The sequence below is a fragment of the Mesorhizobium sp. WSM4820 genome, assembly GCF_055811075.1.
Window position 1 is genome coordinate 20,191 of record NZ_JBVVQN010000013.1, and the last position, 15,658, is coordinate 35,848.

The window sequence follows — 15,658 nt, forward strand, 5'->3', positions numbered from 1 at the left end:
ACTGAACCGAAGTCCAGCCGGTTTGTATCGAGATTTTGGAGATAGACGTCAGCAAACGCGAATATCGCGAGGCCCGGATCGATCGGCCGAAATATCAATGGACCTCATATAGTCCGCTTCTCCGCAAAAAACAAGACTGCGCGAAAAAAGGCGCTGATGCGGCGCTGCCCAATGGCCGCCCCAATCGCGTGAAAGCGTTGAACGTCGGGCGTTGCACCGGGTCGCATGGCCTATGGTGCACGCTGCGGGGAAGGATCGTGCCGCCTCCGGGCGTCCGGTCCTGTTTGGGGAGAGGACCATGAAAACTGTCCTGTTTGCCGCCTGTCTGACGCTGATGGCCGCCGAGGCGCAGGCGATCTCGCGCTATGACCCGAGCCGCATGAGCTGCGGCACGGTGCGCGCGACGATCGCACGGGAAGGCGCCGTCATCCTGCGTTATCAGTCGACGCGCACGCCGGGGCTGCCGCTCTACGACCGTTATGTGCGGAGCCAGAGTTTCTGCAACATGGGCGAGGTCAGGGCACGCGCTTCGGTGCCGAGCGCCGATACCAACTCCTGCATCGTCTACAAGTGCAAGCGCGTGGAAACAGACCGGCATTTCCGCCGGCGCATCTTTCCGGACTAGCAATGCCGGCCTCAAAATCCAAAAGAGACCTGCGCCGGCGGCGGCGGACCGACGCGCACGCCTTCCATCGTCAGCATCTTCTCCTTGGTGGTCGAGCCGCCCGGCGCTGAAAAACCGCCGATCTTGCCGCCGGCGGCAAGAATGCGGTGGCAAGGGATGACCAGCGGCACCGGGTTGGCGCCGAGCGCGGCGCCCGTCTCTCGCGCCAGCCCGGCATGGCCGGCGCGCCTGGCCAGTTCGCCATAGGTGGTGGTCTCGCCATAGGCGAGCTTGCGCGCCGCGTCGTAGATTGCGAGGCGGAAATCGTCGACACCGGTGAGATCGACCGGCACACCGGAGAAATCCACGTCCTCGCCGGCGGCATAGGCCTTTATCGACGCGATCAGCTCGGCAACCCATTGCGGTCGGGCGCTCGAAGCGGCGTTGCCGGCATGGCGCAGCAACCGCCGTTCCACCGCGTCGCGGCTGCGCTGGGGCAGGCAAAGCCTCGTCAGCCCGGCCTCGCTCCAGGCGATGCCGATGAAGCCGATCACGGTTTCGAAGACGGCGTGGCCGGCGATGGCTTGAGAGGTGTCTTCCATGATGTGCTCCTTTCCCTGGGAACGAATGGCAATCAAGTACATATCGAGAACGAGATATCGCATTCTCAGGGGTCTGTTGCCACCCGAAAACCATTGGAAATCCCAACTGGCTGCGGATTGCCGGGGGAAAGGCGGTGGTGTAAGGACTTCTTAACAGACGAACCGGACCCGAGCGCGGCTTGCCAGCAAAAATCATCTTTCCCGCGATCGGCGTAATGCTCGCTGCGGCCGGTCTCAGCGGCTGCACTTCGACCGCGCAGACCAAGGCCGTGCCTTCCCTGACTGAAAGCGCCGCAGCTGCTAGCGATGCCGGCTATGCGCTGGCGCTGCCCGACACGGTTTCGGTGCTGCCGGAATCGTCCGGCGTCACGCCCGTCCAGACCGCGGCGCTGGCCGTCGATCCCGCCGCGACGCCTGTCCAGCCAGCGGCCTTTGCCGGCCCGACGCCGTTGGCCGCAACTTCGCCTGCAGCCATGACGGCCGATGCCGCGCCAGCCGGCACAGCGCCTGTCTATGCTACCGCCGCCGTTGCGATGCCGGTCACCGGCGAGACAGGCAAGACGATGCCCGGCGTCCAGCAGGTCGCCTACGCCCTGCCTGAGAATCAGTCCGCCCTGCTTTCGACCAGCCCTGCCAAACAGTATTCCGCGGGACCGCGCGGCGAGATCGAGCGGCTGATCGAGAAATATGCCGTCCTCTATCAGGTTCCGGTCGATCTGGTGCGCCGCGTCGTCAAGCGCGAGAGCACCTTCAATCCCAAGGCCTACAATCGCGGCCACTGGGGGCTGATGCAGATCAAGCATGCGACGGCGCGCGGCATGGGCTATGACGGGCCGGCGAGCGGGTTGTTCGACGCCGAGACCAATCTGAAATATGCGGTGAAATATCTTCGTGGCGCCTGGCTGGTGGCCGGCGGCAACGCCAAGCGCGCCGACCGGCTCTACCAGAGCGGCTATTATTACGACGCCAAGCGCAAGGGCATGCTGGAACAAACCGGCCTGGGCCGCGACCGCAGTCGGCGTCGCCTGCAGCCCGACGCCTAAAAGCGCGTCGCGTGTGAACGGATACATGCGACACGCTTTTAGTTCTTGTTTTTATGCATGTCGTTATCGCAAAACCGCTGCGCACTTTTGCGCGACAGGCATTGAACACCATGCCTGAGCCGCGCCCGCCGGGGCCGAACGACATAAGGCTGCGCAAGATCCTCGACGACACGCTCGCCCCGCCGCGCTGGCCGGAAGGTTTCGTCATGCGCGGTTTTGAGGCCGCCGACGCGCTGGCTTTGCATACGCTGCTGACCACCGTCTTCGACGATGGCGCCGACGGGCCGTTCGACGAATGGTGGCCGCGTATTTCAAACGACGCGGAATTCGACCCTGCCTTGTGTTTCCTGGTCATCGACAGCAAGGGTCGGCTGGCAGGCGCGGCATTGTGCTGGACGAGGGCGTTCGTCAAAGACCTTGCCGTCCACCCCGAGGCGCGCGGCCGAGGCATCGCCGAAGCGCTGATGTGGCACGTCTTCACCACCTTTCACGCACGCGGCGCTGCGCATGTCGATCTCAAAACCAACACGGTTGAGAATGCTGCCGCGGTCAGGCTTTACGAGCGGCTGGGGATGTTCGAAGTCGACTGGACGGGGTGAGCTGCGGTTGGCGAAGCCGATCAGCGAGCATTGTGCGGAAACGAAGTGTCCACCAAGGCGGCAGGCTGCATCTTGCCGGCAACCGTTCAGAAGTTAAGCTGCGATCCTGCGGCTTTCGTGCCGCGGGCGGGGTCTCGACCGAAACCGGAGAAACACGATGCGGCTTTTACTTTTCAAACCGGGTCTGGCCAAAACCGGTCTGGTGATCCTCGCCCTTCCGCTTCTTGCGGGCGTTGCGCGCGCCGACGAATGCGCCGACGCACAGGACCAGGCGACCATGAACGAATGCGCCGGCAAGTCGTTCACCGAAGCCGACAAGAAGCTCAACCACGCCTACAGGCAGATCGAGGGCAGGCTGAAGGACGACGCGGCGACGAAGAAGCTGCTGGTCGGCGCGCAGCGCGCCTGGGTCGCCTTTCGCGATGCCGAATGCGCTTTCCAGGGCGGCCCGACCGATATGGCAGGCAGCATGTTTCCGATGGTCATAGCCGGCTGCAAGGCGAGCCTCACCAACATCAGGCTGAAGGAGTTTCAGGGCTATCTCAACTGCCAGGAGGGCGATACGAGCTGCCCGGTGCCGCCGCAGTAGCCTCTGTCGCTGGCTAAGGCGGAGCCGTTAAGGCCTTATCGCCGGGTTAGGCGTGCAAAATGTCGGAACCCTGCTTCGCGATGCGTCCTTGAGAGGCAAGGTGCGCTGCCGCATAGGGCGCGCGCCGCCACAAGCACGGCTGATGGAGATGACGATGATCACCTTTCCGAACGAATCCGCTGAATATCGCGCCGCCCGCGAAACGCTGCTGCAAAAGGAAATCGAGCTGCGCCGCGCCATGGAGGATGTGGCCGTCGCCCGCCGTGCACTGCCGCCGGGCGGGCTGGTGCCTCAGGATTATGTGTTCGACGGGCTTGGCGCCGACGGCAAGCCGGCCCGCATAAAACTGTCGGAGCTGTTTTCACCCGGCAAGGACACGCTGATCGTCTACTCGATGATGTTTCCGCGCCACCCGCAGGAGACGCGCGACGTGGCAACAAGCGGCGGCACTGCCAAGCTCGCGCGGGCCGACCAGCCATGCCCGTCCTGCACGGCGCTGCTCGACCAGTTCGACGGCGCCATCGGCCATCTCGAGGCCGCCGGCTTCAATTTCGCGGTTGTGGGCAAGACCGCGCTTGAAAACCTGATCACGCTTGGCCGCGATCGCGGCTGGACGAACATGCGGCTGCTCTCCTCGGCCGGCAACAGCTTCAAGCGCGACTACCACGCCGAGGCCGACGACGGCGCGCAGTTGCCGATGCTTTCGGTATTCCATCGCGACGCCGATGGCATCCGGCATTTCTGGAGCTCGGAGCTTGGCTTCGCGCCGTCCGAACCCGGTCAGGACCCGCGCGCCATCGGCACTTGCGAGCCCTTGTGGAACCTGATGGATTTCACACCGGAGGGCCGGCCGGACTGGGACGAGCAGCTGCAATATGCCGGCGCCTGCTGTCACTGATGTCTTGCCTTCTCCCCTTGTGGGAGAAGGTGGATCGGCGCATAGCGCCGAGACGGATGAGGGGTGCTGGAAGAAATGAGGCGTTGGCAAATGTGCACCGTCTCTGCGCTGATGGCTGCTCCATCAAGTGTACCGCCAAGCTGGAACACCCCTCATCCGACCGAGCGGAGCCTGTCCTCGGGCTTGCCGGAGGCAAGACCCGTGGGCTCGGCCACCTTCTCCCACAAGGGGAGAAGGAAAGGCGCAACTTCGCCGCTGGTGTCGCGTTGGACTCTCCGAGGATCACAAACCCGGAGATTTCCTGTGAAAACAAATCTCACGCTTGCCATGGTCGCCTTGCTTGCCGGCGCGCCGGCGGCCCTAGCCCAATCCGCCACGCCGGCCGATATACCTGCTGTCGGCCAAACCAAGATCGACACCGAGACCTTCTCCAGAACCGTCCCCAGCGCCAACCGGTTCGAGATTGAAAGCAGCAAGCTGGCCGAACAAAAGAATGTCGCCGCCGATGTGAAGGATTTCGCCTCGCTGATGGTCAAGGATCACACCAAGGCTGGCGAGGATTTCAAGGCAGCTCTCGAACAGAGCCAGATCACGGCTTCGGTGACAGCGAGCGGCCCGGCTTTGCTGCCGAAAGACCAGGCGATGCTCGACCAGCTCAAGAACCTCGATGGCGATGAATTCCAGGCGAAATACATCCTCCTGCAGACCGAGGCGCACAAACAGGCGCTAGCGCTGTTTTCAACCTATGCTCAGTCGGGTGAAGACCCGGCGCTGAAGGAATTCGCCAAGAAGACACTACCGACGCTGCGGATGCACGAAGAGCGCCTAAAGGATCTGGTGGCAGCCCACAGCTAATGCATGTCGTCACCCAAACGCATGCCCCTCGGGCCTGACCCGAGATGCGCAGCGGTTTTGGGAAACGCATAAACGAGAACTTAAAGCACGTCGCGACGCGCTTTAAGTTGGCGCTCTCTCAGCTGTTTTTGATCTGCTCGACCGCCGTCGCCAGCAGGTCGGTCATGACGCCGCGAATCTGAACATCCGACTGGGCGACGCCCGCAGCGTCGAAATCGGCGCGTATTTTGCGCAACACGTCGTCGTCCCCGGCCTCTTCGAAGTCTGCGCGCACCACCTCTTTCGCATAGGCGTCGGCGTCCTCACCTGACTTGCCGAGCTTTTCGGCGGCCCATAGGCCGAGCAGCTTGTTGCGGCGCGCCATGGCCCTGAACTTCGTGTCCTCGTCCATCGCAAACTTCTTTTCGAAGCCTTCCTGACGGTCTCTCATACTGCTCATAATTTGCCTCGTTCAGGTGTGAGTCTCCGACCTTCATCCGATGGAGAAGAAGAGCGGCGGTAGGGGTCGAACATGGCGTGCATGGATGTCATAAGCAAGACCGGACCGTTCATTCCGCAGGGCAATCGCTTCGGGAGCTGGCGCTCGACTAGCCAATTGTCGATGTTGGTGCCGCCCCTCATCCGCCTGCCGGCGATCGATCGGGCGGTGACTAGGCGAACTGTCCACAACGGCCGTCGCCGACGATGTTCGCACCGATCTTCTCGCCGTAGCAGAGCCTTCGCACCGATGTGATTTGACGTTGCCGCGCCGTGACCTAGTCTCGAATGGCGGGATGAGCCGAGGAGGCGAGCGATGCAGTCACCTTTCAACCGCATTCGGAGCGTCACGCTGGCAGTGGCAGTGATCCTTGCCGCCGCCACCGCAGCCTATGCCCATCACGGCTGGTCGTGGACCCAGGATGGGTTTTTTGAGCTCCGGGGCAAGATCACGGCCGTCTATATCGGCAATCCGCACGCCACGCTGGATGTCGACGCCGAGGGAGAGGCTTGGCGGGTGGATTTGGCGCCGCCGTCCCGGACCATTGCCGCCGGCTTCACCGAGGAGGTCGCCAAGGTCGGCGACGAGGTGACCGCGATCGGCCACCGCTCGCGCGACGAGACCGAGAAGTGGATGAAAGCAGCCCGCGTCATCGTCAACGGCAAGGCTTATGACGTCTACCCCGACCGCGTGCCGCCGGCTTGAATGGACGAGTTCCTCGCCGGCATCGAGCAACTCGCCATCGTAAGGGGGCTGAAGGCCTCCTTCGTCGCCTATCCCATAGTCAATGCGCTGCACATCATGTCGATCGGCGCGCTGCTGACCAGCGTCTGGCTCATGGACCTAAGGATCCTCGGCGCCTTCCGCTCGCTGCCGCAGGCGGCGTTCATCGCGCTGCTGCGCCGCACCGCATTGGCCGCGTTCGCCGGCGCGCTTGTCACCGGGTCGCTGCTGTTTTCAGTCAGGGCGAGGGAGTATGCCGCGATGCCGATATTCGTCACCAAGATGACGCTGATACTCCTCGCCGGCGCCAACTTCCTGGTCTTCATGCGCCACGCAAAAGGCGGCGACGAGCCGGCCAGCGGGGTCGCTCCTGTGCTGGCGGTGCTGTCGCTGGTGCTGTGGACGTCGGTGCTTTTTGCTGGACGGTTTATTGGGTTTCTTAACTGAGCTCGCAATGTTGGAGCGCAAGAGCCTTGACGGTGATGAGTTCCAGGCGAAATACACCGTCCTGCAGACGGAAGCGCACAAGTTGAAATTTGAGGATCGACTCAATCCTGATTGCCAACTACGCTAAAGCAAATCGCTTTGGGAGGGGCAAATGACTCAACAAGGCTAAGAGAACCGGAAGCTCGGATTCTTGCACTGCAAATTGCTGCAACGTTTCCCGGACATGAAGCCACGACCACCCAAATTAAGGACGCTACCCCCTCTTACCGTCAAATGGCACCCGAAGATTTGAAGCGTTCTCCTACTCGTGGGAATGAACACAAGTGGGAACAGATTATGGGGAACGTGGTATCGCACCACGAGGCATCTACCAGCATCTTCAAAAAAGGCTACGCTGAGAGGATTGTGGACGGCATCCGGGTGACACAAACCGGTTTGTCATTCCTGAGAGGTCGAGGACTCTACGAATAGCGAGCTTTAAATCCAGGTGTTAGCCATTTCAATTCAGTGACGCCACTCGCATCTTTGTCCCAAACAAACCATGCGTAAGCGGTTGTGCCCGACCCTTGGACAGTCGCGCCAGCGGGGTAGAATGTGATGCGTTCGCTGAAGACCCAAACTCGACTTGGCGGGCATGCGTTGAAGATCGTTCGGTTTCTGTTTGCTCCTTCAAGGAAGGCAAGACGAAGCAGCAATGCGAACTTTTTGTCAGACTTCTCAACGCCGGCTTGAACGAACCCTTCAGCACTGTTGTACGGAGGGTTCGTGACGATGTTAGTCGCACGGTGTTTGGCAGACATGAAGTCTTTGCCGGCCTCACCATACCCGCGGTCGAAAAGGTCCGAACTGTAGACCTTGCATCCCGTCTCTTCGAGCACCGATGACATGGCCCCATCGCCGCACGCACTTTCCCATATATCGCCTTGAAACTTTTCGCTTTCGATCAAAGCAAACGTCGCCCATCTCGGCGTTGGGAAATAGTCTGGGCCGTTCAGGTCAGCGAAACGCTTCATGGTCGGCTTGAAGCCGCCATTCAAATTATAAGTCGCGTCCATAAATTTCCTCCTGAACGGAAGAAATATTAATGGGAACATATGGTTAATAAATGGTAAAAACTGAGATGAGTCAGTTTGCCTCCGAGGTCTGTACGCGCCACGCCTAAGTAGCGAGGATTTTCGGGTTTAGGTGAGCAGCGTTGACCATATGGTGCGCATCAATTAGTGTGGTGATGCGAGAATTGGAACGCGCATCACCACTGCCGGGCTCCCCGGCTGCTAGCTATGGATGATCAAATCACGCGTAGCCAGGATTTGTTTTATGGCGGCTGCATGTGAGGCTCCCTTCGCGTACGTGGAAAAAGCCGATCGCTAGGACTGCAATCTTTCACGGTCGGCGTGTTCTGGGGCATCTTCGGATGCCCCATTCTCGTTCAAGCTAGGATCAGAGGCCAATATCCAGCGGCCATCTTCTCTGTAGACGATTCCGTCGCCCTTTAGTCGTGACAATTGTGGGCTTAAGCTAGATCTGGCGTAATCGGTGCCAAGCTTGTCGTTGATGATCTCTAGCAATTCGTTTGTAGTCAGTCCGCCTGTTGCTTCTCTGAGGATTTGGACGGCGGCTTGCTTCATAGTGGGAGGCGCCTGTCTTTCTGCTATTTCCTCAGAAATCTCAAGATTTACATTTGCTGCTGCCGCAGCTCTTTCGATTTGATCAATCTCCTCCTCGATGGACGAGAGCCGAGATCGCGTTTCCGCGAGCGCTCTGATTAGCTCTCTGTGCCTTCGGGCGAGGAATTCATTCAGCGAAGCCATTTTTAAATCTTAAGGCAAGTCTTGTTTGGTTGCAAGATAAATTTGGACTCGAGTCATACTTAATGAGTCCTTAAGATCTGGCACCTCAAAGGGGTTGGCATGGCCTTTGCTACGCGCAGTAGCCGCTTCGCCCAATAAATTCGGTCGAGTCATGGTTAACGAGTCCTGAATGCGGGTCGGCAAGCTGCGTCAGAACGACGCACCATGCAGCTACCACCCACGCGTCTGGGTTACCGTGTCGATAGGGATATGGAAGAAGGAGGACACGCAAGCGGTGGCGGGACAGCGCCCCCCTCTGGCCTGCCGGCCATCTCCCCCACTTGGGGGGAGATTGGCTAATCGCCTAGGCAAAATACTCCTGCAGCGGGCGCACTTCCAGGTTCCCCGCGCGCAGCGCTGCGATCGCCTCCGCCACTGCTGCAGCGCCCGAGAGCGTCGTGTAATACGGCACCTTCTGCATCAGCGTGGCGCGGCGCAGCGATTTTGAGTCCGACACCGCCTTCTGGCCGTCAGTGGTGTTGAAGACGATCTGCACCTGGCGATTGCGGATGGCGTCCTCGATGTGCGGGCGGCCCTCCAGCACCTTGTTGATCTTCTCGGCGGCGACTCCGTTCTCGGCGAGGAAGCGCGCCGTGCCTGAGGTGGCCATCACCTTGAAGCCTTGGCCGGCAAGACGCTTGACCGCCGGCAATATGCCTTTCTTGTCCTCGTCGCGCACCGAGACGAACAGCGTGCCGGAGCGCGGCAGGTCGACGCCGGCTCCTAACTGGCTCTTGGCGAAGGCAAGGGCAAAATCGCGGTCGAGGCCCATGACCTCGCCGGTCGAGCGCATTTCCGGGCCGAGCAATATGTCGACGCCCGGGAAGCGGGCGAAGGGGAACACCGCTTCCTTGACCGCGATGTGGCCGGGATTTCTGGGGTCGGGCATGGCGCCGTAATGGGCGAAGGCGTCTTCCAGGCTCTCGCCGGCCATGATGCGGGCGGCGATCTTTGCGATGGGCCGGCCGATGGTCTTGGCGACGAAGGGGACGGTGCGCGACGCGCGCGGGTTGACCTCCAGCACATAGACGGTGCCGTCCTTGATCGCGTACTGCACGTTCATCAGGCCGCCGACATTGAGCGCACGGGCAAGTGCGGCCGTCTGGCGCTCCAACTCGTCGACGAGCTCCGACGGCAGCGAGTGCACAGGCAGCGAGCAGGCGCTGTCGCCCGAATGGATGCCGGCCTCCTCGATGTGTTCCAATATGCCGGAGACGAAGGTCGACTTGCCGTCGCACAGGCAGTCGACATCGACCTCGATGGCGCCCGAGAGATAGGTGTCGAACAGCAGCGGGTTCTTGCCCAGCAGTGTGTTGATCTGGCCTGTCTTGTCATTGGGGTATTTCTGCTTGATGTCCTCCGGCACCAGGCCGGGCACGGTGTCGAGCAGGTAGGATTGCAGCATGCTCTCGTCGTGGATGATCTGCATGGCGCGGCCGCCGAGCACATAGGACGGGCGCACCACCAGCGGGAAGCCGAGCTCGCCGGCGACAAGGCGGGCCTGCTCGACCGAATAGGCAATGCCGTTCTTCGGCTGGCTGAGGCCGAGCTTGTGCAACAACTTCTGGAAGCGGTCGCGGTCTTCGGCGAGATCGATCATGTCGGGCGAGGTGCCGAGGATCGGGATGCCGGCCTTCTCCAGCGCATCCGCCAGCTTCAGCGGCGTCTGGCCACCGAATTGGACGATGACGCCGACCAGCTCGCCCGACGCCTGCTCGGCGCGCAGGATCTCCAAAACGTCCTCCGGCGTCAGCGGCTCGAAATAGAGCCGGTCCGAGGTGTCGTAGTCGGTCGACACGGTCTCCGGGTTGCAGTTGACCATGATCGCCTCAAAGCCGGCGTCGCGCAGCGCAAAGGCGGCGTGGCAGCAGCAATAGTCGAACTCGATGCCCTGGCCGATGCGGTTCGGGCCGCCGCCGAGGATGACGACTTTTTTTCGCGACGAGACTTGCGCTTCGTTGGCGAGCGCGCCGGCGAAGGGCACCTCATAGGTCGAGTACATGTAGGCGGTCGGCGAGGCGAACTCGGCGGCGCAAGTATCGATGCGCTTGTAAACCGGATGAACGTCGAGCTTTTCGCGTATCTTTTGAACCTCTTCGACGTCTTTCCTGACTAGGGACGCGAGGCGGGCATCGGAGAAACCCATCGCCTTCAGCATGCGCAGATTGGCGGCGTCTTCGGGAATGCCGTGCTCGCGAATGCGGGCTTCCATGTTGAGGATGCCGGCGATCTGTTCGAGGAACCACGGGTCGATCTTGCACATGGCGTGCACGTCTTCCAGAGAGGTGCCCATGCGGATCGCCTGCGCCACCATGCGCAGCCGGTCGGGCGTCGGCGTGCCGAGGGCAGCGCGAATGGCGTTGCGGTCGTCGGCGTGGCTGGCTGCGCCGTGCGCGATGCCGGGGATCTCGATCTCGTCCAGACCCGTCAGGCCGGTTTCAAGCCCACGCAAAGCCTTCTGCAGCGATTCCTGAAAAGTGCGGCCGATGGCCATGACCTCGCCGACCGACTTCATCGCAGTGGTCAGCACCGGCTCGGCGCCGGGGAATTTCTCGAAGGCAAAGCGCGGGATTTTGGTGACGACGTAATCGATCGACGGCTCGAACGAGGCCGGCGTCGCGCCGCCGGTGATGTCGTTCTCCAACTCGTCCAGCGTGTAGCCGACGGCGAGCTTCGCCGCGATCTTGGCGATCGGAAAGCCGGTCGCCTTGGAGGCGAGAGCCGACGAGCGCGAGACGCGCGGGTTCATCTCGATCACCACCAGGCGCCCGTCGGCCGGGTTGACGGCGAACTGCACGTTGGAACCGCCGGTCTCGACGCCGATCTCGCGCAGCACCGCGATCGAGGCGTTGCGCATCATCTGGTACTCTTTGTCGGTCAAGGTCAGGGCAGGGGCGACGGTGATCGAGTCGCCGGTGTGCACGCCCATCGGGTCGATGTTTTCGATCGAGCAGACGATGATGCAGTTGTCGGCCTTGTCGCGGACAACCTCCATCTCGTACTCCTTCCAGCCGAGCACGCTTTCCTCGATCAGCACTTCGGTGGTCGGCGAGGCGTCGAGGCCGGACTGGACGATCTCGTAGAATTCGGCGCGGTTGTAGGCGATGCCGCCGCCGGTGCCGCCCATGGTGAAGGACGGGCGGATGATGGCGGGCAGGCCGACATGGTCGAGCGCCTGTGCGGCGATCGCCATGCCATGGCTGATGTAGCGCTGCTTGCGGTCGCCCTCGCCGAGGTTCCAGCGCGTTTCGAGCGCGTCGAGCGCGGCGTCGAGGTTTTCGGGCTTCTCGGCCTTCAGCGCGGCGCGTTCGGCCTCATGCGTCTTGCGGTCGGCATTCTTGACGTCGGTGGCGTTGGCCAGCATCGATTTTGGCGTTTCCAGGCCGATCTTCTTCATCGCCTCGCGAAACAGCGCCCGGTCCTCGGCCTTGTCTATTGCCGTGGCGTCGGCGCCGATCATCTCGACATTGTAGCGCTCGAGCACGCCCATGCGGCGCAGCGACAGGGCGGTGTTGAGCGCGGTCTGGCCGCCCATGGTCGGCAGCAGCGCGTCCGGCCGCTCCTTGGCGATGATCTTGGCCACCACTTCCGGCGTGATCGGCTCGATATAGGTGGCGTCGGCCAGTTCCGGGTCGGTCATGATGGTGGCCGGGTTGGAATTGACCAGGATGACGCGAAAACCCTCTTCCTTGAGCGCCTTGCAGGCCTGGGTGCCGGAATAGTCGAATTCGCAGGCCTGACCGATGACAATGGGGCCGGCCCCGATGATCAGGATCGACTTGATGTCGGTGCGTCTTGGCATATCGAGGGTCCGTTCGGCAGGCGGCTTGCACGAAAAACCGGACGGGAAGACCCGGCCGGTTGTGCTCGCGATTCTGGTATCAGGCTAGGAGGGCCTTATAGGGAAGAGTTTTGCCGGATGTAACCCCCTAAAATGCGGAGTGTAGGGCAGTAGGGCAGTAGGGCAGTAGGGCAGTAGGGCAGTAGGGCAGTAGGGCAGTAGGGCAGTAGGGCAGTAGGGCAGTAGGGCAGTGGTTCGAGCGCCCTTTAAACATATTGCCCTACTGCCCTACTGCCCAATTCCCCTTAGCCACCAATCCCCCAGCGCCAACTGATCCGTGATCTCGAAGCGTTCGGAAACGCCGACACGGATGATGTTCAGGCTGCCCTCGCGGGTGTAGCGGAACTCGCCTGATGCGTTCGAGCCGGCGGGCCGACCGGCCTGGAATCTGATGACCCGGGTGCCGCCATCGGGCCAGGTCACGGTGATCTCGGCTTTGTCGCCCGTGTGGGCAACGCCTGCCTTGCAACTGGTCATCGGCTGGCCGACATGGCGCGCACAAGGAATCTCGTTGCGGGCACCCAGCGCCGGCGCGGGCCGCCCTGGCGGCTGCAGCCGCGCAACGGTTTGTGCGTTGGCCGGAGGCGCCGCATTGGCGGCGCGATTGCGGATGGGCTTGTCCGCTGCCGCGGGCGCCTGCGTCTCGCCGGCCGAAGGATTTTCGCTGGCAAAAAGCGCCAGGCGGTAAGCATCCTCGATGGCCGCCCTGCCGATTGCCTCAACGGCAGTCATCGTGGGTTCGCGACCGGTCGCATCCAGGCGCGCCGTCAGGTCCGGCGGCGGCTGATCTGCAGTTGCCGGGTTCGAGTCGCCGGCTGCAACGGCCGTGCTTTCGCCGGTCGCCTCGATATCCACCTCGGCAACTGCCGGATTCTCGGGGTTCAGGTAGCGCGCGGGAGCCCATCCCGCCAGTTGCGGGTTGTCAATTTCTGCGACCTTGCACCAACGATAGCCATTGACGTCGTTGCAGCCGAGATTGTTGACGCTCGTGCCATTCGGCAGCCGAGCCTTGATCTTGCCCATCGCCGATGCCGAGGCGCGGACGTTCAGGAGATCGCCCGGAGCAAGGTCGGTCACGATGGAGACGAAAGGCGCCTCCTCGGCCCTGGCCGGCAGCAGCGCCGTCAGCAGGAGAGGGGCGGCAATCAGCAGCGTCGTCCGGAGCGTAACTGTGCGCCTCATCATTTTGGCCGTGGGCGATAGAAGCATTTCCGAAGGCGCGGCCAGGCACCGAATCGCCACCGCATTCCAGGACGATTTTATAAGCGACGACATGGCGCTATGTAAGCCGGAAAATGCGGCTGGGGAATGGTGTTCGGTCCACGGCATGAGCAAGCTCAGCGTGCGGCATGAACGCGTTGCGTTCAGCCGGACATGAACGCGTTGCGTTCAGCCGGACATGAACGCGTTGCGTTCAGTCGGACATGAACGCGTTGCGTTCAGTCGGGCGGCATGAACTCGTGCCTCGTTCAGCCTGGCATAAATCCGGTGCGCAGCGCGTAGGCCCATTCCGGCCGTCCCGCCTGTTCGGCCTGCCGCGCTGCCGCCTCATGGTCATAGTCGACGGCGATGGCTTCGAAGCGGCCCGGCCCACCCAATTCGACGATGCCGTAGCGTGCATGCGGAGAGCCTTGCTCGGAGACATGCGCCGGTGGCGTGTCGTCGCCATAAGCGGGGCAGCCGATGCTGCCCGGATTGAAGACCACCGGGCCGTCGGGGATACGGATCAGTTCGCTGCGGTGGCTGTGGCCACACAGCACGATGCGGCAAGCGGGATCGAGCGCGGCCAGCCGCCGCTTGATGGCGACCAGCGGCGCGCGCGCCAGCCGGCCGTCGGCCATCGTATCGGTAAGGTATTTTTCGTCATGGTCGGGTCGGGCATGAAAGGCGGTCACGGCTGGGGCGATCTCCAGCGTGAGGGGCAAGGCCAACAGTGCCTCGCGCTGGACCGATGTCAGCCGTTCCTGCGCATAGCGGTCGGACGGCCACATGGCTTCATCCGCGGTATCGCGGGCGACGCGGCGGTCGTGGTTGCCGCGAACTGTCGGCAGGGCGAGCGCTTCAAGCCGCTCCATGGTTTCGCGCGGCCAGAGCGGGCCGGAGACGCAATCGCCGAGATTGACGATGAGGTCAGCACCACCGCGCTGCCGCAGATCGTCGAGCACGGCGTCCAGGGCGAGGATGTTGCCGTGGATATCGGCGAGAACGGCAATGCGCATGGGAAGCTCCGTTGGGTCGACGAATGACGCGTCGGGAAGGGCGGACCTGGCAGGACTTTGGTTGCTCTCCTCTGTTACACCAGGGCTATCGCAGCTGGAAAGCCGAGGCTTTCGCTCTACGATGTACCCCCACCCCTAACCCTCCCCACAAGGCCCCACAAGGGGGGAGGGAGACTTCCGCTGGCGCTGATAGTTGGTTGTGTGCGTCAAGTTCTGCAAAAATTTGGCGTGGCATTCAGCGGTGACGTTGGCGTGTCCGCCGCGCGGCGTTCCCTGCCCCTTGTGGGGAGGGTTAGGGTGGGGGCCACCTTCGCAAGAATCAAAAATGCGATTGCCCTGCCTGCTACACGGGGGCGAGTTACGGCCTCAGGCGCGGACTTCGATCTCGGAGGCGCCGACCGCGGGCAGTGCCGGGTCGTCGACGGCTGCGGCAATGACGCTATCGAGCAGCCCGGGAAAGCGGGCATTGAGATCGTCGCGGCGCAGCGTGATCAGCCGGCTGGTGCCGACGACCTCGGTGCGGGTGACGCCGGCCTCGCGCAATTTGGCCAGGTGGTAACTGAGATTGGTCTTTGAGCCGAGATCGAGGAACTGGCTGCAATTCAGCGGCACGCCCTCCTTGCTGGCGAGATAGCGCACGATGGCCAGCCGGGTGGGATCGCCGAGCACGGCAAGCACGTTCGGCAGGCTGATCTGGTCGGCGGTGGGGTGGGGCAGCGTCATGCCGGAGAACTAAGCGCAATCAGGGCCGATTTCAACGCATCTCCTCCTGGTGGATGCCCTCAGTTTCCACCTCCCGCTACCTTGTCCTGACATGGGGCTGTCAGCAGGGTTCGGCTATTCTCGGGCGGCTCATTGACAACATGCGCCATTATGTACAATTGTTCAATAACTTTTGAACTAAGGATTT

17 protein-coding genes are annotated in these 15,658 nt (G+C 62.2%); 9 read left to right on the forward strand and 8 right to left on the reverse strand.

Annotated features, from left to right (window positions below; genetic code table 11):
• Positions 1-298: 298 nt before the first annotated feature.
• A complete protein-coding gene (locus AC0L2R_RS20810) occupies positions 299-625 on the forward strand; it encodes a hypothetical protein (RefSeq protein WP_287253656.1) in 327 nt (108 codons plus the stop codon).
• Between the two features lie 11 nt (positions 626-636).
• On the opposite strand, the gene AC0L2R_RS20815 is transcribed toward AC0L2R_RS20810, so the two are convergent.
• Positions 637-1,206: a methylated-DNA--[protein]-cysteine S-methyltransferase gene (locus AC0L2R_RS20815; RefSeq protein ID WP_473495645.1), complete on the reverse strand. Its 570-nt coding sequence runs from the start codon at positions 1,204-1,206 to the stop codon at positions 637-639.
• Between the two features lie 179 nt (positions 1,207-1,385).
• Between AC0L2R_RS20815 and AC0L2R_RS20820 the strand changes: the two genes are divergently transcribed.
• The 5 genes from AC0L2R_RS20820 (at position 1,386) to AC0L2R_RS20840 (ending at position 5,190) form a co-directional block, all read left to right on the forward strand.
• A complete protein-coding gene (locus tag AC0L2R_RS20820; RefSeq protein ID WP_473511248.1) occupies positions 1,386-2,249 on the forward strand; it encodes a transglycosylase SLT domain-containing protein in 864 nt (287 codons plus the stop codon).
• Between the two features lie 110 nt (positions 2,250-2,359).
• Positions 2,360-2,848, forward strand: coding sequence for a GNAT family N-acetyltransferase (locus AC0L2R_RS20825; RefSeq protein WP_473511250.1), 489 nt, complete (start codon positions 2,360-2,362; stop codon positions 2,846-2,848).
• Between the two features lie 157 nt (positions 2,849-3,005).
• Positions 3,006-3,437: a lysozyme inhibitor LprI family protein gene (locus tag AC0L2R_RS20830; RefSeq protein WP_473511252.1), complete on the forward strand. Its 432-nt coding sequence runs from the start codon at positions 3,006-3,008 to the stop codon at positions 3,435-3,437.
• Positions 3,438-3,591: 154 nt separating this feature from the next.
• Positions 3,592-4,335 carry a DUF899 family protein gene (locus tag AC0L2R_RS20835; RefSeq protein WP_287215321.1) on the forward strand — a complete coding sequence of 248 codons (744 nt, stop codon included), beginning with the start codon at positions 3,592-3,594 and terminating at the stop codon, positions 4,333-4,335.
• Positions 4,336-4,638: 303 nt separating this feature from the next.
• Positions 4,639-5,190, forward strand: coding sequence for a DUF4142 domain-containing protein (locus AC0L2R_RS20840; protein WP_473511254.1), 552 nt, complete (start codon positions 4,639-4,641; stop codon positions 5,188-5,190).
• Positions 5,191-5,308: 118 nt separating this feature from the next.
• On the opposite strand, the gene AC0L2R_RS20845 is transcribed toward AC0L2R_RS20840, so the two are convergent.
• Positions 5,309-5,629 carry a DUF1476 domain-containing protein gene (locus AC0L2R_RS20845; RefSeq protein WP_473511256.1) on the reverse strand — a complete coding sequence of 107 codons (321 nt, stop codon included), beginning with the start codon at positions 5,627-5,629 and terminating at the stop codon, positions 5,309-5,311.
• A gap of 354 nt (positions 5,630-5,983) precedes the next feature.
• Here AC0L2R_RS20845 and AC0L2R_RS20850 point away from each other — a divergent pair, with 354 nt between their 5' ends.
• Entirely contained in the window at positions 5,984-6,373 is a 390-nt protein-coding gene (locus AC0L2R_RS20850; protein ID WP_473511258.1) for a DUF6152 family protein, read from the forward strand.
• A complete protein-coding gene (locus tag AC0L2R_RS20855; protein WP_473511260.1) occupies positions 6,374-6,838 on the forward strand; it encodes a DUF6644 family protein in 465 nt (154 codons plus the stop codon).
• Between the two features lie 461 nt (positions 6,839-7,299).
• Here the strand turns inward: AC0L2R_RS20855 and AC0L2R_RS20860 are convergent, their stop codons facing one another.
• From AC0L2R_RS20860 to AC0L2R_RS20875, 4 genes are all read right to left on the reverse strand, one after another.
• Positions 7,300-7,893 (reverse strand): hypothetical protein, encoded by a 594-nt coding sequence (locus AC0L2R_RS20860; protein WP_473511262.1) that lies wholly within the window; start codon positions 7,891-7,893, stop codon positions 7,300-7,302.
• 312 nt (positions 7,894-8,205) lie between these two features.
• Entirely contained in the window at positions 8,206-8,649 is a 444-nt protein-coding gene (locus AC0L2R_RS20865; protein WP_473511263.1) for a hypothetical protein, read from the reverse strand.
• Positions 8,650-8,992: 343 nt separating this feature from the next.
• A complete protein-coding gene (gene carB / locus AC0L2R_RS20870) occupies positions 8,993-12,490 on the reverse strand; it encodes a carbamoyl-phosphate synthase large subunit (RefSeq protein WP_473511265.1) in 3,498 nt (1,165 codons plus the stop codon).
• 267 nt (positions 12,491-12,757) lie between these two features.
• Entirely contained in the window at positions 12,758-13,552 is a 795-nt protein-coding gene (locus AC0L2R_RS20875; RefSeq protein WP_473511266.1) for an SH3 domain-containing protein, read from the reverse strand.
• On the opposite strand from AC0L2R_RS20875, the gene AC0L2R_RS20880 reads away from it, so the two are divergent.
• Positions 13,539-13,907, forward strand: coding sequence for a hypothetical protein (locus tag AC0L2R_RS20880; RefSeq protein ID WP_473511267.1), 369 nt, complete (start codon positions 13,539-13,541; stop codon positions 13,905-13,907). The two genes, AC0L2R_RS20875 and AC0L2R_RS20880, sit on opposite strands and share 14 nt — an antisense overlap.
• A gap of 91 nt (positions 13,908-13,998) precedes the next feature.
• Here AC0L2R_RS20880 and AC0L2R_RS20885 read toward each other — a convergent pair whose 3' ends face one another.
• Together AC0L2R_RS20885 and AC0L2R_RS20890 are read right to left on the reverse strand one after the other, a co-directional pair.
• Positions 13,999-14,748, reverse strand: coding sequence for a metallophosphoesterase family protein (locus AC0L2R_RS20885; RefSeq protein ID WP_473511269.1), 750 nt, complete (start codon positions 14,746-14,748; stop codon positions 13,999-14,001).
• A gap of 366 nt (positions 14,749-15,114) precedes the next feature.
• A complete protein-coding gene (locus AC0L2R_RS20890; protein ID WP_027151146.1) occupies positions 15,115-15,471 on the reverse strand; it encodes an ArsR/SmtB family transcription factor in 357 nt (118 codons plus the stop codon).
• Positions 15,472-15,658 lie beyond the last annotated feature (187 nt).